Origin of the sequence: Serinicoccus sediminis, from assembly GCF_004153545.1 — a bacterium.
In the GTDB taxonomy this organism is placed as follows: Bacteria; Actinomycetota; Actinomycetes; order Actinomycetales; family Dermatophilaceae; genus Ornithinicoccus; species Ornithinicoccus sediminis_A.
Window position 1 is genome coordinate 122,517 of sequence record NZ_SDVA01000002.1, and the last position, 13,858, is coordinate 136,374.

Here is a 13,858-nt window from a genome sequence, read left to right on the forward strand (position 1 = left end):
GCCCGGCTCATGCGACGGCGTGGGCGGTGAGGTGGTGGCCGGGCCGCCCGTCGCCGACCCCGGAGCCGGGCCGGCCCGCGCCCTCGACCTGCTCCGCCCATCCGTGCGCCAGGGTGACCACGTCACCAACGACCACCACTGCCGGCGAGCTGACGCCGACCTGCTCGGCCCGGTCGCCGATGTCGGCGAGAGTGCCGAGGGTGACCCGCTGATCTGCGGTCCAACCGCGCTCGACGATGCCCACCGGGCAGGTCGGGGGCCGCCCGGCGGCGACGAGGCGGGCGGCGGTCCCGCGCAGCCCGGCGACGCCCATGAGCACGACGAGGGTGTGATCGGTGCCGGTGGGCAGCCCGGGCAGCTCCTCGTGGCCGGTGACCACGGTGAAACCGCGGGCGACCCCGCGGTGGGTGACCGGGATGCCGGCCGCGGCGGGGACCGAGACGGCGCTGGTGATGCCGGGCACGACCTCGACGGTCACCCCGGCCTCCTCGCACGCGGCCCGCTCCTCCCCGCCGCGACCCAGGACGTAGGGGTCGCCGCCCTTGAGCCGCACGACCCCGTGCCCGCGCAGCGCCTCCTCCACGAGGATGCGGTTGATCTCCTCCTGCGGCACCGGGTGGTGCTGCGGCTGCTTGCCCACGTCGACGACCCGCACGGTCTCGGGCAGGCGCGCCAGCACGGACCGCGGCACCAGCCGGTCGGCGACGACGACGTCGGCCGCCGCCAGCAGGGTGGTGGCGCGGCGGGTGAGCAGCTGCTCGTCCCCGGGGCCGGCACCCACCAGCGCGACCCAGCCGCCGTGCGGGCGCCGGGCCCGCAGGTCGACGACTCCACCGGTCAGGTGCTCGGCCAGGTCGGTGCGGATGCTCGCGGCGCGACGGGGGTCACCGCCGGCGTGCACCGCCACCCGGACCTCGCCGGTCGGGGTCGGCACCGCCGCCCGGGCCGGCACCTGCGCGCTGCCCGCGGCGGCCTCGCCGGCGGCGATGCAGAAGGTATGCCGTGCCTCCGCGTCGGCGGCGACCCGCCGGTCGGTCTCCGGGTCGCCGGTCGCGGTGTGCACGAGGAAGGCGCCGTCGAGGTCGGGGGCACCGGCATACCGTCGCGGGGTCCACGAGAGGGTGGTGCCGCCGACCAGCAGCGCGGCCAGCGCGGGGCACAGCGCGGGGGCGACGACCTCGACGACGGCGCCCTCGGCCAGCAGGTCGGTGACCCGGCGCTCGGTGACGGGCCCGCCGCCCACGGCGACGACGCGTCGGCCCGACAGGTCGAGGCCCAGCAGGAACGGCCCGCTCATGACGCCTCCCTCCGTCGCTCCTCGGCTCGCGGCCCGCCGTGCAGGCCGCACTCGGTCTTGGCGAAGCCCGACCAGCGGCCGGCCCTCGGGTCCTCGCCCGGGGCGACCCTGCGGGTGCACGGGCCGCACCCGATCGAAGGGTAGCCCTGCTGGAGCAGCGGGTTGCCCGGCAGGTCGTGGAGCTCGGCGTAGAGCGCCACCTCCTCGTCGCTCCACGCCGCCAGCGGGCTGATCTTGACGACGCCGAAGGACTCGTCGAAGGCCACCACGGGCGTCCCGGCACGCCCCGGGCTCTCGACCCGGCGCACCCCGGTGACCCACGCGTCGTACCCCGCGAGCGCCCGGCGCAGCGGCTCGACCTTGCGCAGCGCGCAGCAGGCACCGGGGTCGCGCTCGTGCAGGCGCGGTCCGAGCTCGGCGTCCTGCTCGGCCACGGTGCGCTGCGGCCGGACGTCGACGACGGTGACGTCGAGCTGCTCGGCCACCCGGTGGCGGGTGCGCAGCGTCTGCGCGAAGTGGTAGCCGGTGTCGAGGAAGAGCACGTCCACCCCCGGCCGGTGCCGGGACACCAGGTGCGCCAGGACCGCCTCCGACATGCTCGACGTCACCGCGAGCCGGTCGCCGAAGGTCCGCGCGGCCCAGGCCAGGACGGAGTCGGCGTCGGCGTCGGCGAGCTGCTCGGCGGCGTGGTCGGCGAGCGTCCGCAGACGGGCGTTCTCGGCCCGGCCGGTGCGGGTCGTCAGGGGCAGGGTGGTCGTGGTCATGTCACCTCGGGCTGCGTGTCGCTGGGAGGTCGCGCGGGGGCGCACGTCGGCGGGGTCGTGCACGCCGGTGCTGCGGTGGGTCCGCGGCGACCCAGGGGGGCGGGGTTCAGCGACAGGGGCACATCAGCATGCTGCTGACGCGCAGGAGGTCCACTTCGTGGCACGTGGTGAGGCGCCATCCGCCGGAAGACATGCGCCCATCATGCCCAGTTATCGATCCGGTCACAAGTCGTTGGGTCACCTTCCCCCTCTCCACCCCCCGACCCCCCCTCCCCGCGACTCCTCCCTCCTCCCGACCCCCCTCCCCGCACCGGACGCGCGGCCAGCACACACCGGACGCGCGCCCAGCTCACACCGGACGCGTCGTCAGCACACACCGGACGCGCGAGCGGCATACCGGACCGGGGGTTGACGCCGCTCGACGTCCTGTGGTTCATTAGTGAAGTAATGAACCACAGAAGCGAGGGCTGATGTTCGACGGACGAGACCCGATCTACCTGCAGATCGCCGAGGCGATCCGCGGTGAGATCCTCACCGGCGCCCTGCAGGAGGGGAACCAGGTGATGTCCACCACGCAGTACGCCACGACCTACCGCATCAACCCCGCCACCGCCGCCAAGGCCTTCGCCGAGCTGGTCGCCGAGGAGATCCTCGTCAAGCAGCGCGGCGTCGGGATGTTCGTCGCCGAGGGCGCGACGAGCCGGCTGCGCGCCGCCCGGAGGGAGGCGTTCTTCGACGAGCGCCTGGCCCCCGTCGTGCGCGAGGCCGCCGCCCTCGGGATCACCGCCGCCGAGCTGACGGCATACCTGCACACCCACCTCGACCAGGAGGACGACCGATGACCGGCCTCTCCGTGACCACCCGGGACGCCACCGTCCGGTATGGCGCCACCCACGCCCTCGACGGCGTCACCCTCGACCTCGCGCCGGGACGCATCCACGGCCTGCTCGGCCGCAACGGCGCCGGGAAGACGACGCTGCTGTCGCTGCTCGCGAGCTTCCAGCGCCCCGACTCCGGCGCGGTCGCCCTCGCGGGGCGCGACCCCTTCGAGGACGCGACCCTCATGCAGGACACCTGCCTCATGCGGGCCACCGGGGACCTCGCCGCCGACCTCAAGGTCCGCGACATCCTGCGCCTGCACCAGACGGGCCGCCCGCGCTTCGACCAGGGCCTGGCCGATCACCTGCTCGACCGGTTCGACATCCCGCGACGTCGCAGCCTCGCCCGGCTCTCCCGCGGGCAGCAGTCGGTGGTCGCTGCGACCCTCGGCCTGGCGAGCAGGGCACCGCTCACCATGCTCGACGAGGTGCACCTCGGCATGGACGCGCCCACACGGCAGGAGTTCACCGAAGCCCTGCTGGCGGACTTCGCCGAGCACCCGCGGACGATCATCGTCTCGAGCCACCTCATCCAGGAGATCGAGCACGTGCTCGAGACCGTGACGATCCTGCACCGGGGCCGGGTGGTCCTCTCCGAGGAGGCCGACGACCTGCGCACGCAGGGCACCACCGTCACCGGCCGCGCCGACCGCGTCGAGGCGATGACCCGGGACCTCCGGGTGGTCGGTCGCCGGGACCTCGGCCCGACCCGCGAGGCGACCGTGCTGGGCCGGCCCCACCCCGCCTGGGTCACCGAGGCGGACCGTCAGGGCCTGCAGCTGGGCGCCGTGCCGCTGCAGGACCTCTTCATCCACCTCACGAGTGACAAGGACGCAGCATGAACACCCCCACCAGCCCTGCTCGGTCCGGCAGCCTCGGCCGGTCCTCCGCCTCCGTCACGGGGAGGTCCACGCCGGGTGGCTCAGCAGCGGAGCCGGCGCCGGGGACGACGGCCGGTGACACCGCGGCGACCCCGCCGGCGGCCGCTCCCTGGGTGCGCCTGACCCGCTACGTCCTGCGGTGCATGCTCGGCATCACGGTCGGCACCCTGGTGGTGCTCGCCGTGGCGTGGGCGGTGGCGGTGGGTGTGGCCGCGGGCGGCAGGGGAGACCTGCTCGCCCAGATCACGCACTACGCCACCATGTCGACGGTGCCGTGGATCGCCTTCACCGCGCTCGTCATCTGCGTCGGCGCCCAGGTGCGGCACTACGTCCACGCCGGCTTCACCCGGCGCGCTGTGACGGTGGCCGGGCTGGTCGGCTCGCTCGTCGTGGCGGTGGTCTTCGCCGTCGGCGCGACGGTCCTGGACCGGGTCGGGCTGGGGCTCATGGAGTCGGCCCTCGGGGACGAGCTCTTCGTCCACGAGGCGCCGTGGTGGGCGCTGCTCGGTGCGATGCTGATGGTCTGCCTGACCGGGGCGGTCTGCGGGGTGCTCGTCGGCGCCAGCTTCGTCCGGTGGGGCGGGTGGGCGACGGTGCTGCTGCCGCTGACGGTGGGCCTGCCGTACTTCGTCCAGGACGTCCTCACGCGGTCGGTGACCCTGCGTGGGGAGGGGCCGGGAGGCAGGCCGAGCTGGCTGCAGGACCTTCAGGACGCCCTTCCGACGGCGCCCACCGCGGTCTTGTCGCTGCTCGTCCTCGGACTCGTCGCAGCCGGCGCCTGGCTGGTCCTGCGGCGCCTCCCGCTCCCCCCGCGCGCCTCCGCCTGAGGCACGCCTGCGGCGGTGGGCCCTCGCGGCTGGGAGGCGCCTGAGCAGAGAAAGGTTCCCCACTCGGCGGTTGCTACACCTGCGCTGAGCACTTTTCTCTGCTCAGGTCGGGCGGGTCCAACCTGAACAGAGAAGGGTCACCCACTCAAGTGTTGCAGCACCTGTGTGGGCGGCCCTTCTCTGCTCAGGTGCCTGCTGGTGGGGCAGGCCCGGCGTCTGCCCGCAGACCCCTCAGGCCCGCCGCGTGCCGACCGCCTCGACCGGCACCTCGTCGCCGTCGAGCCCCGCGGGAGCGAGGCCGGCAGCGGCTGGCCGGCCTCGCCGGGCCGCCCAGAGCACACCGCCCACGACGAGCGCCCCGCCGGCCAGCTCGAGCACGGCGGGCCGCTCCCCGAGCACCCACCACGCCGCGGAGATGCCGACCACCGGCACCAGCATCGAGAAGGGCGCGACGACACCGGCCGGGTGCCGCGCCATGAGCCACACCCAGATGCCCGAGCCAACGACCGTGCCGAGCACCACCGTGTAGGCCAGCCCCAGCCACGCCGGCAGCGCCACCGCCGTCCCGGACGTCGCGAGCGCCTCCCAGATCTCGCCCGGGCCCTCGACCAGCAACGACACCACCAGCATCGGCAGCGGCGGCACGACCGACATCCACAGCGTGAGGTGCAGCGGGTTCGGCGGGGCGGCGAGCCGGCTGGACAGGTTGCCGATGGCCCACCCGAAGGCCCCGAGGACGACGAGCAGGAAGGGCACGAGCTGCCCGGCGCTCCCGTCGGCCCGGCTCACCCCCACCACGGCCAGCCCCAGCACCGCGACGCCGACGCCGACGGCCCGTCGGGGCGTGAGCCGCTCCCCCAGCAGCAGCACGCCGAGCAGCACGGTGAACGGCGCCGACGCCTGCAGCACCAGCGAGGCCAGGCCGGCGGGGAAGCCGGCCGCCATCCCGAGGTAGAGCCCGACGAACTGCAGCGTCCCGAACCCCAGCCCGTACCCGACCAGCCAGCGCACCGGCACCTGCGGCCGCGGCACCAGCAGCAGGGTCGGCACCGCCAGCACCGCGAAGCGCAGCGCCACGAGGAACAGCGGCGGGAAGTGCTCCAGCGAGGCGTGGATGGCCAGGAAGTTGAGCCCCCACAGGGCCGCGACCAGGACGGCGAGGAGGGTGTGGCGCATCGGCATACCTCCGAGTTTGCGGTCGCCGACCGGGAAGGTCTAGCGAGTCTTCATGACGTGAATGCTTAGGCTGGCTTCATGGACGTGCGCCATCTGGAGCTGCTGCGCGAGCTCGCGGTCCGCGGCACCCTCGCCGCCGTGGCCGAGGCCACCCACCGCACGCCCTCCGCGCTGTCCCAGCAGCTGCGCACGGCCGAGCGCGACCTGGGCGTCACGCTGGTCGAGCCGGTCGGGCGCGGGCTGCGGCTGACCGCCGAGGGACAGCTGCTCGCCGACGCCGCCGACGAGGTATGCCGTGCCCACGCCCAGGTGCAGGCGCGCCTGGACGCGGCGCGCGGTGAGCCGCGGGGGCGGGTCAGCATCGGCACGCTGCCCAGCGCCGGGGAGGCGCTGCTGCCCGACCTCGTCGACGCCCTGGCCGGCAGCGCGATCGACCTGTCCCTCGACGACTTCGACCTCGCCGAGGCCGACTTCGCCACCCGGACCCTGGACGCCGACGTCGTCATCGCGCACAGCCTGCGCGGCGACGTGCCGACCGGCGCCGAGCGGCTCACCTCCCGGGTGCTGGCCCGGGAGCCGATCGACGTCGCGGTGCCGGCCCGCCACCCCCTCGCCGACCGCGCCCGGCTCACCCCCGACGACCTCGTCGGCACCACCTGGATCGGCGTGCCCGAGGGGTACCCGTTCGACACGATCCTGCTGGCCGTCGAGGCGCTGACCGGCCAGCCCCTGCGCCGCACCCAGCGACTGCGCGACAACGCCCTCATCCGTTCGCTCGTCGCCCGCGGGGTCGGCCTGGCGCTGCTGCCGCGCTTCACCACGCCCTCGGACGAGCAGGTCGTGCTGCGGCCGCTGGACGGGGTGCCCGCGCGGCGTGCGGTCGTGGCCCTGTGCCGGCCCGACCGCTACGCGCGCCTCGCCGTCCGCACGGTCGTCGACGAGCTCGAGCGCATCGGCGCCCGCCTCAGCTGACCGGCTCCCCCTGCTCCGGGAGACCGAACGCGGCGGCATACTCCCCGCTCATGGCCAGGTAGCCCTCCCACTCGGCCGCCGCCTGCTCCCCGGTGCGCACGACCTCCTCGAGCCGGTCGAGGTAGTACTCCCAGCCCGGTCCCACGTCTGTCACCACCGACCGGTCGGTCAGCACCTGGGCGAAGCGCAGCGTCGTGACGCCGGCCGTCTCGGACAGCTGCAGGTCGAGGGTCCACACCTGCGCGGGGTCGTCGTTCTCGTTGTGGACACGCAACCGGGTGGGAGCCTCGCAGACCTCGATGACGTAGGTCTCGGTGGGCATCTCGTCCTCGTAGACCCAGGTCACCCGCACCCTGCCGGAGGCGGGGTCGCCGCTCCAAGTCGCGAACCACCGGCCCAGCCGCTCGCTCTCGGTGACCGCCGCCCACACGTCCCCGACCGGCGCGCGGAAGGTGCGGGTGAGCACGAGGTGCTCCTGCCCGTCGATGGTCTCGGGTGCTCCGGTGATCATGCGGTCTCCTCGGTGTCGTCGTCGGCTCCGGTATGCCGTGCCTCGCCCCCGCGCTCCCGGACGGTGCGCCGCACCTCGAGGTCGAGGGCGTCCAGGTGGTGCGCGCCGACCGGCGGGGCGGGGGTGAGCGCGTCGGCGGGGGTGAGCGCACCGGTGGGGCTGGTCATCGCAGCGGTCGGCGTGGGCGAGTCACTCGCCGGCGTCGCGCCCCCCAGCCGCCGCGCGTAGTCGACCATCTCCTGCAGCGGGGCGGTCTCGAGCCGGTAGTGCCGCTCGCGCCCGACGTCCCGGGCCTGCACCAGCCCGGCCTCGCCGAGCACCCGCAGGTGCCGGCTCACGGCGGGCCGGGAGATGCCGCGGCCGGCGGTGAGGTCGACCACCCGGCAGGCGCCGTACTCGGCGAGCTGCTCCAGCAGCGAGCGGCGCACCGGGTCGGCGAGCGCGGCATACACGTCCATGAATATAGGTAACCATGCAGTTACAAATAGCGCAAGGGTCGGTCTGGCCCGCGCCCGAGCAGAGAAACACCGCCCGCTCGGGGGTCGCAGCCCCTGCGTCGACGAGGTTTCTCTGCTCAGGTTGTCACCGCGACAGGACCGGCCCCCTACCTGACGAGCCGCCCCGCCCTCACCGCCCCCGTCGAGCCGGGGCGCGGGGCTCAGGCCGAGTCGCCGAGCCCTCGGATGTGCTCGGGCAGCCGCGCGTTGTCGCCGTACATGAAGTGGTTCTGCATCTTCTCCGAGAAGCGGCTGGCCTCGGTCTCCAGCCCGACCGCCTCGGCCACCTGGCGGATGAGCATCGGGGAGGCGCCGCAGCACACCCCGAGGTAGCTGACCCCGAGCGCGAAGGCCTCCGCCGCGAACGCGCCGATCTCGTACCGGTTGCAGGACAACGGGTCCAGGGCCGTCGGGAAGGTCCGGCCGTGCGGCGAGGGCACGAGGACGCCGTTGTCGTCGCTGAGGTTGAAGAACGTCGGCTCGGCCTCGGTGGTGCGGTAGGGCACCGGGAGCGCGGCGACGTGGCAGCTCACCGCCTCCCGGATCTGCCGCAGCCACGGCAGCATGGTGGCCGGGCCGCGGAAGCAGTTCATCCCCACGACGTCGGCCCCGCCCTGCTCCAGCCGCTGGCACACCTCGACGATGCCCACCCCGTCGCGCATCTCCTCGCCCGCCATCGGTGCGACGGTCAGCACCACGGGCAGCCCGCTGGCCCGCGCGATCTCCAGGGCGGCCTCGGCCTCGCCCGCGTAGTAGAAGGTCTCGCCGATGATGAGGTCGGCGCCCTCCTCGACGGCCCACCCGACCATCTCCTCGAACATCCCGCGCACCTCGCGCTGGGCGTCTGGGCTGTCCGGGTCCCACACGTTGCTGTTGGAGATGTTGCCGGCGACGAGGTCGCCGGGCTTCTCGTCGGCGACCTCCCGGGCGATCTGCAGCGCGGCCCGGTTGAGCGGCTCGAGCAGCTCCTCCTTGCCGATGACCCGCATCTTCTCGCGATGCCCGTTGTAGGTGAAGGCCTCGACGACGTCGCTGCCGGCGCGCTGGAAGTCGCGGTGCAGCGTGCGCAGCGCGTCGGGGAACTCGAGCGCGACCTCGGGGACGAACTCGCCCGCGGTGAGGTAGCCGCGGCGCTCCAGCTCGAAGAGGAAGCCCTCGGCGCAGATCACCGGGCCCTGGTCGAGGCGCTCGACGAGGCCGGTGGGCGTGGTGGTGGTGCGGGGGTCGTCGGTCTGCGGGTCGCTCATCCGTGCCCCTCCTCGCGAGCTCGTCGGTCACCGGGCCCGGTCGGGCCCGGCAGCCACGGCGGTCCCGGGACGGGTGGGCCCTGGGCGCAGCCGGGCGGCACCGCGATGCTACTCCCGCGAGGCCCGCGCGGGGAGGGATCCGTCAGCCGCCGAGGTGCGCCGGCAGCTCGGGGTCCAGCCCGAGCCACGCAGCCAGGTCGTGCACCTCGGCGAGCACGCGCTCGCGGCGGGCGGCACTCCATACCCCGTCCTCGTGGAGGGCGTCGACCCGCAGCACGCCACGCCGACGGTCGGCGGTGGCGTCGAGCTTGCCGACCAGCTCGTCCCCGTCGAGCACGGGCAACGCGTAGTAGCCGAACCGGCGCTGGGCCTTCGGCTTGTACATCTCCAGGACGTAGTCGAACTCGAACAGCTCGGCCATCCGTTCCCGGTCGAAGACCAGCCGGTCGACCGGGCAGAGCAGCGCGGCGCGGCCGGCGAACGTCTCCGGCGGGTCGAGGTAGGCCGGGTGCACCCGCCAGCTGCCCCGCACCCCCTCGACCTCCGCCTCCTCGCCCGCGGCCCGTGCGTCGGCCGGCTCCACCGGGCACTCCGGCCCCCGGGCCCGCAGCAGCCCGAGCGCCGCCAGGCGCCGCTCGTCCAGCTCGGCCCGCGCCTGCTCCAGCGGCACGGCGGGGAGGTCGGGGTAGACCCGCTCGGCCAGGTCCCAGAGCCGCTGCCCGCCCTCGCGGCCGGACACGGCGACCTCGCCGCGGGCGACCATGAGATCCAGCAGCCGCTGCACGTTCTTGTCGTCGGTCCAGCCGCTCGAGCGCCACGGCACCTCGGTCGCGTCCGGCAGCGCGGCGGTGGGGGTCGCGCCCTCGGCCGACAGGTGGGCGAGGATCTCGCGGCGCGCGCGGTCGTTGGCCGCGACCCAGCGCGCCTGGCCCTCCTGCCACGGGCGCAGCGTGCCGTCCCGCCGTGACGGCGCGGGCCAGGCCTGCATCTCGGCCCGGAAGAGCGCGACGTCCTCGGCCGGCCGCACGAAGCCCAGCAGCTCGACGAGGACCCGGTCGGCGAGCAGCCGGTCCAGCTCACCGGTGTCGTAGGCGCTGCCCAGCCGGCTCCACAGCACGAGGTGCTGGGCCGGCGCGAGCGCCTTGACCGGGTCGATCTGCAGCAGGGTCAGCTCCCGCACCGTCTCCACGACGTCGCCGGGCCGGTGCCGGGTGAGCAGCTGGGCCCGCACCCCGACCCGCCGCGCGTCCCGCCGGGACAGCCGGTGCACGCTCACGGCGTCGGCGGCTGCGCGCGGCCGCCCACGAGGAACGCGAGCCCGCCGAACATCCGCCGCTCGGCCACCCCGGTCTCGTCGGCCAGGAGGTCACGGATCCGCTGCGCGAGCCCCTCGTCATACCCCATGAGCCGAGTATGCCGTCGCTCACGCCCACGCGGCGGGCGGCGCCCAGTCCTCGGGCGGGTCCTCGCCCACCCGGCCGTCCACCGCCTCCCGGAGGAGGTCGGCGTGACCCGTGTGCCGGCCGTACTCCTCCAGGAGGTCGAAGAGCATCCGGCGCAGGCTGAGCTCGATCCCGAACTCCTGGCCCCAGGAGATGATGCGGTCCAGCCCGTCGGCCGCGACGACCTCCCGGTGCCGGGCCCGGGTGGCGGCGACCGTCTCGACGTAGCGCGCGTAGAGCTGCTCCGGGGGGTCGTCCGCGGCGCTGGCGAAGTCCCAGTCCGGCGTCGTCCCCCAGTCGACCTCCGCCCACGGGCTGCCGGGTGAGGAGCCGTCCAGCCGCCAGGTCGCGGCGACCGCCTCCACCCCGGCGAGGTGCTTGAGCAGCCCCCCGAGGGTGAGCGAGGAGGCGCCGATGCGGGTGGAGAGACCGGCGGCATCCAGCCCCTCGGCCTTCCACCAGAAGGTCATGCGCTGCCGGTCGAGGGCACCGACCAGGTGGGCGGTCTCGTCGCCGGTGCGCGGCGGCTCCCACACGGGTGAGGTGTTCATGACCGCGACGCTAGCCCTGGTGGCGGACAGTCGGCGTCCGCCACCAGGGCCGGTCACGTCGTGCTCAGGCGACCATGCCGTGCGGGTCGATGACGAACTTCGTCGCCGCCCCCTGGTCGAACTCCGCGTAGCCGCGCGGAGCGTCGTCCAGGCTGATCGTCTGCGCGTTGACGGCCTTCGCGATCTGCGCCCGGTCGTGCAGGATCATGTTCATCAGCTGCCGGTTGTAGCGCTTGACCGGGCACTGGCCGGTGGTGAAGTGCTGCGACTTCGCCCAGCCCAGGCCGAGGCGCACCCCGAGGGTGCCCTGCTTGGCGTTGTCGTCCACGGCACCGGGGTCGCCGGTGACGTAGAGCCCCGGTATGCCGATCCCGCCCGCCGCGCGGGTGACCGCCATGGCGTCGTTGAGCACGGTGGCGGGCGCCTCCTGCGCGTCCTGGCCGTGGCCGCGCGCCTCGAAGCCGACGGCGTCGACGGCCGCGTCGACCTCGGGCTCCCCGACGACCTCCTCGATCATGTCCACCAGGGCGTTCCCGGTGCTGAGGTCGATCCCGACGCACCCGAAGCTCTCCGCCTGCCGCAGCCGGTCGGCGTTCATGTCGCCGACCATGACGACCGCGGCGCCCAGGAGCTGCGCGGAGTGCGCGGCCGCCAGGCCCACCGGCCCGGCGCCCGCGACGTACACCGTCGACCCGGTCGTCACCCCGGCCGTGTAGGCGCCGTGGTAGCCGGTGGGGAAGATGTCGGAGAGCATCGTCAGGTCGAGGATCTTCTCCAGCGCCTGGTCGCGGTCGGGGAACTTCAGCAGGTTGAAGTCGGCGTAGGGGATCATGACGTACTCCGCCTGCCCGCCGAGCCAGCCGCCCATGTCGACGTAGCCGTAGGCGGCACCGGCCCGGGCCGGGTTGACGTTGAGGCACACGCCGGTGTGCCCCTCGTTGCACATCCGGCAGCGGCCGCAGGCGATGTTGAAGGGCACCGAGCAGATGTCGCCCTCCTCGACGAAGAGCACGTCCTCGCCCTTCTCGACCACCTCACCGGTGATCTCGTGACCGAGGCTCTGCCCCACCGGGGCGGTGGTGCGGCCGCGGACCATGTGCTGGTCGGAGCCGCAGATGTTGGTGGTGACCAGCTTGAGGATCACCGCGTGCGGCGCCGCCTTCGCGATGCCGAAGTGGTCGGCCACCTCGCCGGGGATCTCCAGCTTCGGGTAGTCCACGCCCTCGACGGCCACCTCCCCCGGCCCCTTGTAGACGACGACGCGGTTGCCTTGTGCCATGACGCTCGACTCCTTTGTCCGCTGGCGGCGCGCCGGCCGGCGCGCACGGTGCGGCTACGGCGTGTCCACGGGCGGGAGTCGTCTCCCCTCGTGCGGCATACCGTCCGCACCCCACCCATGCTGGCCCCCGCCCGGCGCTCCCCGCAAGCGCCCAGCCGCACCTGGCACCCTCGTGCCGTGCTCCTCGACCTGTGGGACCGTGCCACCACGACCCAGCCGCCGCTGACCTGGCCGGTCAGCCTGCTCGTGGGCGTGGCCGCGCTGGCGCTGACCTGGAGCCCGGCGGGCTACCGCCTGGTCCGCCACCTCGTCACCCTGGTGCACGAGGCCGGGCACGCGCTGGTGGCCGCGCTCGTCGGCCGGCGGCTGACCGGGATCCGGCTGCACTCCGACACCTCCGGCGTCACGGTGTCCCGCGGCCGCCCGCGCGGGCCGGGCATGGTGGCGACGGTCCTCGCCGGCTACCCGGCGCCGGCCCTGGTGGGGCTGGCCGGGGCCTACCTGCTGGGGGCCGGGTATGCCGCGGGCCTGCTCTGGGCGCTCGTCCTCACCTGCGCGCTCATGCTGGTGCTCATCCGCAACCTCTACGGGCTGTGGGTCGTGCTCGCGACCGGCGCCAGCGTCGCGCTGCTGTCGTGGTCGGTGACCGGGCGGATGCTGTCGGCGGCGGCCTACCTCGTCGTGTGGTCGCTGCTGCTCGCCGCGCCACGCTCGGTGGTGGAGCTGCAGCGGCAGCGGCGCCGGCGGGGCGGGCAGGGCAGCGACGCCGACCAGCTCGCGGCGCTCACGGGGCTGCCGGCGCTGGTGTGGATCGTGCTCTTCTGGCTGGTCTGCGCGGTCTGCCTGGTCCTGGGTGCGCGCGAGCTGACTCAGGGCCTGGGGTAGTCGAACGTGCGGAAGTCACGCTGGTAGAACCGGCGGGCCAGGCGACGGGTGGCGGCCGAGATCTCGACGTCGGCGGAACGGCGGGGGCCCGAGCCGCTGTCCTTGAACTGCTCCGGGCCGCCCTCGAGGCCCAGCCGGTGGACGTCGCTCAACCGGCGCAGCCCCTCGGCGAGCCCGTCCTCCAGCCGCAGCACCTCGGCGCCCGGGACGAGGAACTCGTGCTGCGGGCGCAGGTGGTTGTCGAAGAGATAGGGGTTCTCCCGCGAGCGCTTCACCGACCGGCGGAACCACGACGCGACCGCCGAGCCGCGCAGGTCGACCTCGTCCTTCTTGCGGTGCCGCCAGACGTACTCCGAGCGCAGCCGCGCCATCGGCTCGCGGACGACGGTGAAGACCAGGTCGAAGCGCTCGAGCCGGAAGAGCTGCCGCAGCGGCTCGCCGTGCAGGTGCTGCGGCCCGCAGACCATGAGGTGGTTGAGGGTGCCCTGGCCGTACTTCGCGCTGAAGAAGCCCTGCTCCCAGCCGTTGGCCCGGAAGAGGTGCTCGACCGAGGTGCCGCCGGTCTTGGGCACGTGGATGAACAGCACGGACCGGCCGTCCTTGCGGTAGACGGGCACGAGGGGCTCCTCACGGGTCGGGGTCGAGGGTCAG

At 74.3% G+C, this 13,858-nt stretch carries 16 protein-coding genes; 5 read left to right on the top strand and 11 right to left on the bottom strand.

Annotated features, from left to right (window positions below; all coding sequences use genetic code 11):
* Window positions 1-7: 7 nt before the first annotated feature.
* Both cobA and EUS26_RS03105 read right to left on the bottom strand, forming a co-directional pair.
* The gene (gene cobA, locus EUS26_RS03100; protein ID WP_130011717.1) at window positions 8-1,297 is read right to left on the bottom strand and encodes a uroporphyrinogen-III C-methyltransferase; all 1,290 of its coding nucleotides are present in this window, start codon (window positions 1,295-1,297) and stop codon (window positions 8-10) included.
* Window positions 1,294-2,061, bottom strand: coding sequence for a phosphoadenylyl-sulfate reductase (locus EUS26_RS03105; protein ID WP_130011718.1), 768 nt, complete (start codon window positions 2,059-2,061; stop codon window positions 1,294-1,296). Before EUS26_RS03105 ends, cobA begins: the two co-directional genes overlap by 4 nt.
* A gap of 470 nt (window positions 2,062-2,531) precedes the next feature.
* On the opposite strand from EUS26_RS03105, the gene EUS26_RS03110 reads away from it, so the two are divergent.
* From EUS26_RS03110 to EUS26_RS03120, 3 genes are read left to right on the top strand one after another with little or no spacing between them, the layout of a single operon-like run.
* The gene (locus tag EUS26_RS03110; RefSeq protein ID WP_130011719.1) at window positions 2,532-2,903 is read left to right on the top strand and encodes a GntR family transcriptional regulator; all 372 of its coding nucleotides are present in this window, start codon (window positions 2,532-2,534) and stop codon (window positions 2,901-2,903) included.
* Window positions 2,900-3,781 carry an ATP-binding cassette domain-containing protein gene (locus tag EUS26_RS03115; RefSeq protein WP_130011720.1) on the top strand — a complete coding sequence of 294 codons (882 nt, stop codon included), beginning with the start codon at window positions 2,900-2,902 and terminating at the stop codon, window positions 3,779-3,781. The genes EUS26_RS03110 and EUS26_RS03115 overlap by 4 nt, the downstream gene beginning before the upstream one ends.
* On the top strand, window positions 3,778-4,647 hold the full coding sequence (locus EUS26_RS03120) for a hypothetical protein (protein ID WP_130011721.1): 870 nt from the start codon (window positions 3,778-3,780) through the stop codon (window positions 4,645-4,647). The genes EUS26_RS03115 and EUS26_RS03120 overlap by 4 nt, the downstream gene beginning before the upstream one ends.
* 231 nt (window positions 4,648-4,878) lie before the next feature.
* On the opposite strand, the gene EUS26_RS03125 is transcribed toward EUS26_RS03120, so the two are convergent.
* Window positions 4,879-5,829 (bottom strand): EamA family transporter, encoded by a 951-nt coding sequence (locus tag EUS26_RS03125; RefSeq protein WP_130011722.1) that lies wholly within the window; start codon window positions 5,827-5,829, stop codon window positions 4,879-4,881.
* A 72-nt stretch (window positions 5,830-5,901) separates the two neighbouring features.
* Here EUS26_RS03125 and EUS26_RS03130 point away from each other — a divergent pair, with 72 nt between their 5' ends.
* On the top strand, window positions 5,902-6,795 hold the full coding sequence (locus EUS26_RS03130; RefSeq protein ID WP_130011723.1) for a LysR family transcriptional regulator: 894 nt from the start codon (window positions 5,902-5,904) through the stop codon (window positions 6,793-6,795).
* On the opposite strand, the gene EUS26_RS03135 is transcribed toward EUS26_RS03130, so the two are convergent.
* The 7 genes from EUS26_RS03135 to fdhA all read right to left on the bottom strand — a co-directional run bounded on the left by EUS26_RS03135 (window position 6,788) and on the right by fdhA (window position 12,322).
* A complete protein-coding gene (locus tag EUS26_RS03135; protein WP_130011724.1) occupies window positions 6,788-7,306 on the bottom strand; it encodes an SRPBCC domain-containing protein in 519 nt (172 codons plus the stop codon). The two genes, EUS26_RS03130 and EUS26_RS03135, sit on opposite strands and share 8 nt — an antisense overlap.
* Window positions 7,303-7,764 carry an ArsR/SmtB family transcription factor gene (locus EUS26_RS03140; RefSeq protein ID WP_130011725.1) on the bottom strand — a complete coding sequence of 154 codons (462 nt, stop codon included), beginning with the start codon at window positions 7,762-7,764 and terminating at the stop codon, window positions 7,303-7,305. Before EUS26_RS03140 ends, EUS26_RS03135 begins: the two co-directional genes overlap by 4 nt.
* A 200-nt stretch (window positions 7,765-7,964) precedes the next feature.
* Window positions 7,965-9,050, bottom strand: coding sequence for a homocysteine S-methyltransferase family protein (locus EUS26_RS03145; protein ID WP_130011726.1), 1,086 nt, complete (start codon window positions 9,048-9,050; stop codon window positions 7,965-7,967).
* Between the two features lie 142 nt (window positions 9,051-9,192).
* Window positions 9,193-10,326: a DNA glycosylase AlkZ-like family protein gene (locus tag EUS26_RS03150; protein ID WP_130011727.1), complete on the bottom strand. Its 1,134-nt coding sequence runs from the start codon at window positions 10,324-10,326 to the stop codon at window positions 9,193-9,195.
* Complete coding sequence (locus EUS26_RS17270; protein ID WP_238148788.1) at window positions 10,323-10,454, bottom strand: TfoX/Sxy family protein; 132 nt, start codon at window positions 10,452-10,454, stop codon at window positions 10,323-10,325. Before EUS26_RS17270 ends, EUS26_RS03150 begins: the two co-directional genes overlap by 4 nt.
* A 19-nt stretch (window positions 10,455-10,473) precedes the next feature.
* Entirely contained in the window at window positions 10,474-11,043 is a 570-nt protein-coding gene (locus EUS26_RS03160; protein ID WP_130011728.1) for a mycothiol transferase, read from the bottom strand.
* Between the two features lie 64 nt (window positions 11,044-11,107).
* Complete coding sequence (gene fdhA / locus EUS26_RS03165; RefSeq protein WP_130011729.1) at window positions 11,108-12,322, bottom strand: formaldehyde dehydrogenase, glutathione-independent; 1,215 nt, start codon at window positions 12,320-12,322, stop codon at window positions 11,108-11,110.
* Between the two features lie 177 nt (window positions 12,323-12,499).
* Here fdhA and EUS26_RS03170 point away from each other — a divergent pair, with 177 nt between their 5' ends.
* On the top strand, window positions 12,500-13,207 hold the full coding sequence (locus tag EUS26_RS03170) for a M50 family metallopeptidase (RefSeq protein WP_130011730.1): 708 nt from the start codon (window positions 12,500-12,502) through the stop codon (window positions 13,205-13,207).
* Here the strand turns inward: EUS26_RS03170 and EUS26_RS03175 are convergent.
* On the bottom strand, window positions 13,192-13,824 hold the full coding sequence (locus EUS26_RS03175) for a sulfotransferase family 2 domain-containing protein (protein ID WP_130011731.1): 633 nt from the start codon (window positions 13,822-13,824) through the stop codon (window positions 13,192-13,194). The two genes, EUS26_RS03170 and EUS26_RS03175, sit on opposite strands and share 16 nt — an antisense overlap.
* Window positions 13,825-13,858 lie beyond the last annotated feature (34 nt).

Coding starts and splice junctions, on each gene's coding strand:
- EUS26_RS03115 (WP_130011720.1), top strand. CDS start 2,900: ATGACCGGCCTCTCCGTGACCACCCGGGACGCCACCGTCCGGTATGGC.
- EUS26_RS03140 (WP_130011725.1), bottom strand. CDS start 7,764: ATGGACGTGTATGCCGCGCTCGCCGACCCGGTGCGCCGCTCGCTGCTG.
- EUS26_RS03125 (WP_130011722.1), bottom strand. CDS start 5,829: ATGCCGATGCGCCACACCCTCCTCGCCGTCCTGGTCGCGGCCCTGTGG.
- EUS26_RS03110 (WP_130011719.1), top strand. CDS start 2,532: ATGTTCGACGGACGAGACCCGATCTACCTGCAGATCGCCGAGGCGATC.
- EUS26_RS03130 (WP_130011723.1), top strand. CDS start 5,902: ATGGACGTGCGCCATCTGGAGCTGCTGCGCGAGCTCGCGGTCCGCGGC.
- fdhA (WP_130011729.1), bottom strand. CDS start 12,322: ATGGCACAAGGCAACCGCGTCGTCGTCTACAAGGGGCCGGGGGAGGTG.
- EUS26_RS17270 (WP_238148788.1), bottom strand. CDS start 10,454: ATGGGGTATGACGAGGGGCTCGCGCAGCGGATCCGTGACCTCCTGGCC.
- cobA (WP_130011717.1), bottom strand. CDS start 1,297: ATGAGCGGGCCGTTCCTGCTGGGCCTCGACCTGTCGGGCCGACGCGTC.
- EUS26_RS03120 (WP_130011721.1), top strand. CDS start 3,778: ATGAACACCCCCACCAGCCCTGCTCGGTCCGGCAGCCTCGGCCGGTCC.
- EUS26_RS03160 (WP_130011728.1), bottom strand. CDS start 11,043: ATGAACACCTCACCCGTGTGGGAGCCGCCGCGCACCGGCGACGAGACC.
- EUS26_RS03145 (WP_130011726.1), bottom strand. CDS start 9,050: ATGAGCGACCCGCAGACCGACGACCCCCGCACCACCACCACGCCCACC.
- EUS26_RS03135 (WP_130011724.1), bottom strand. CDS start 7,306: ATGATCACCGGAGCACCCGAGACCATCGACGGGCAGGAGCACCTCGTG.
- EUS26_RS03105 (WP_130011718.1), bottom strand. CDS start 2,061: ATGACCACGACCACCCTGCCCCTGACGACCCGCACCGGCCGGGCCGAG.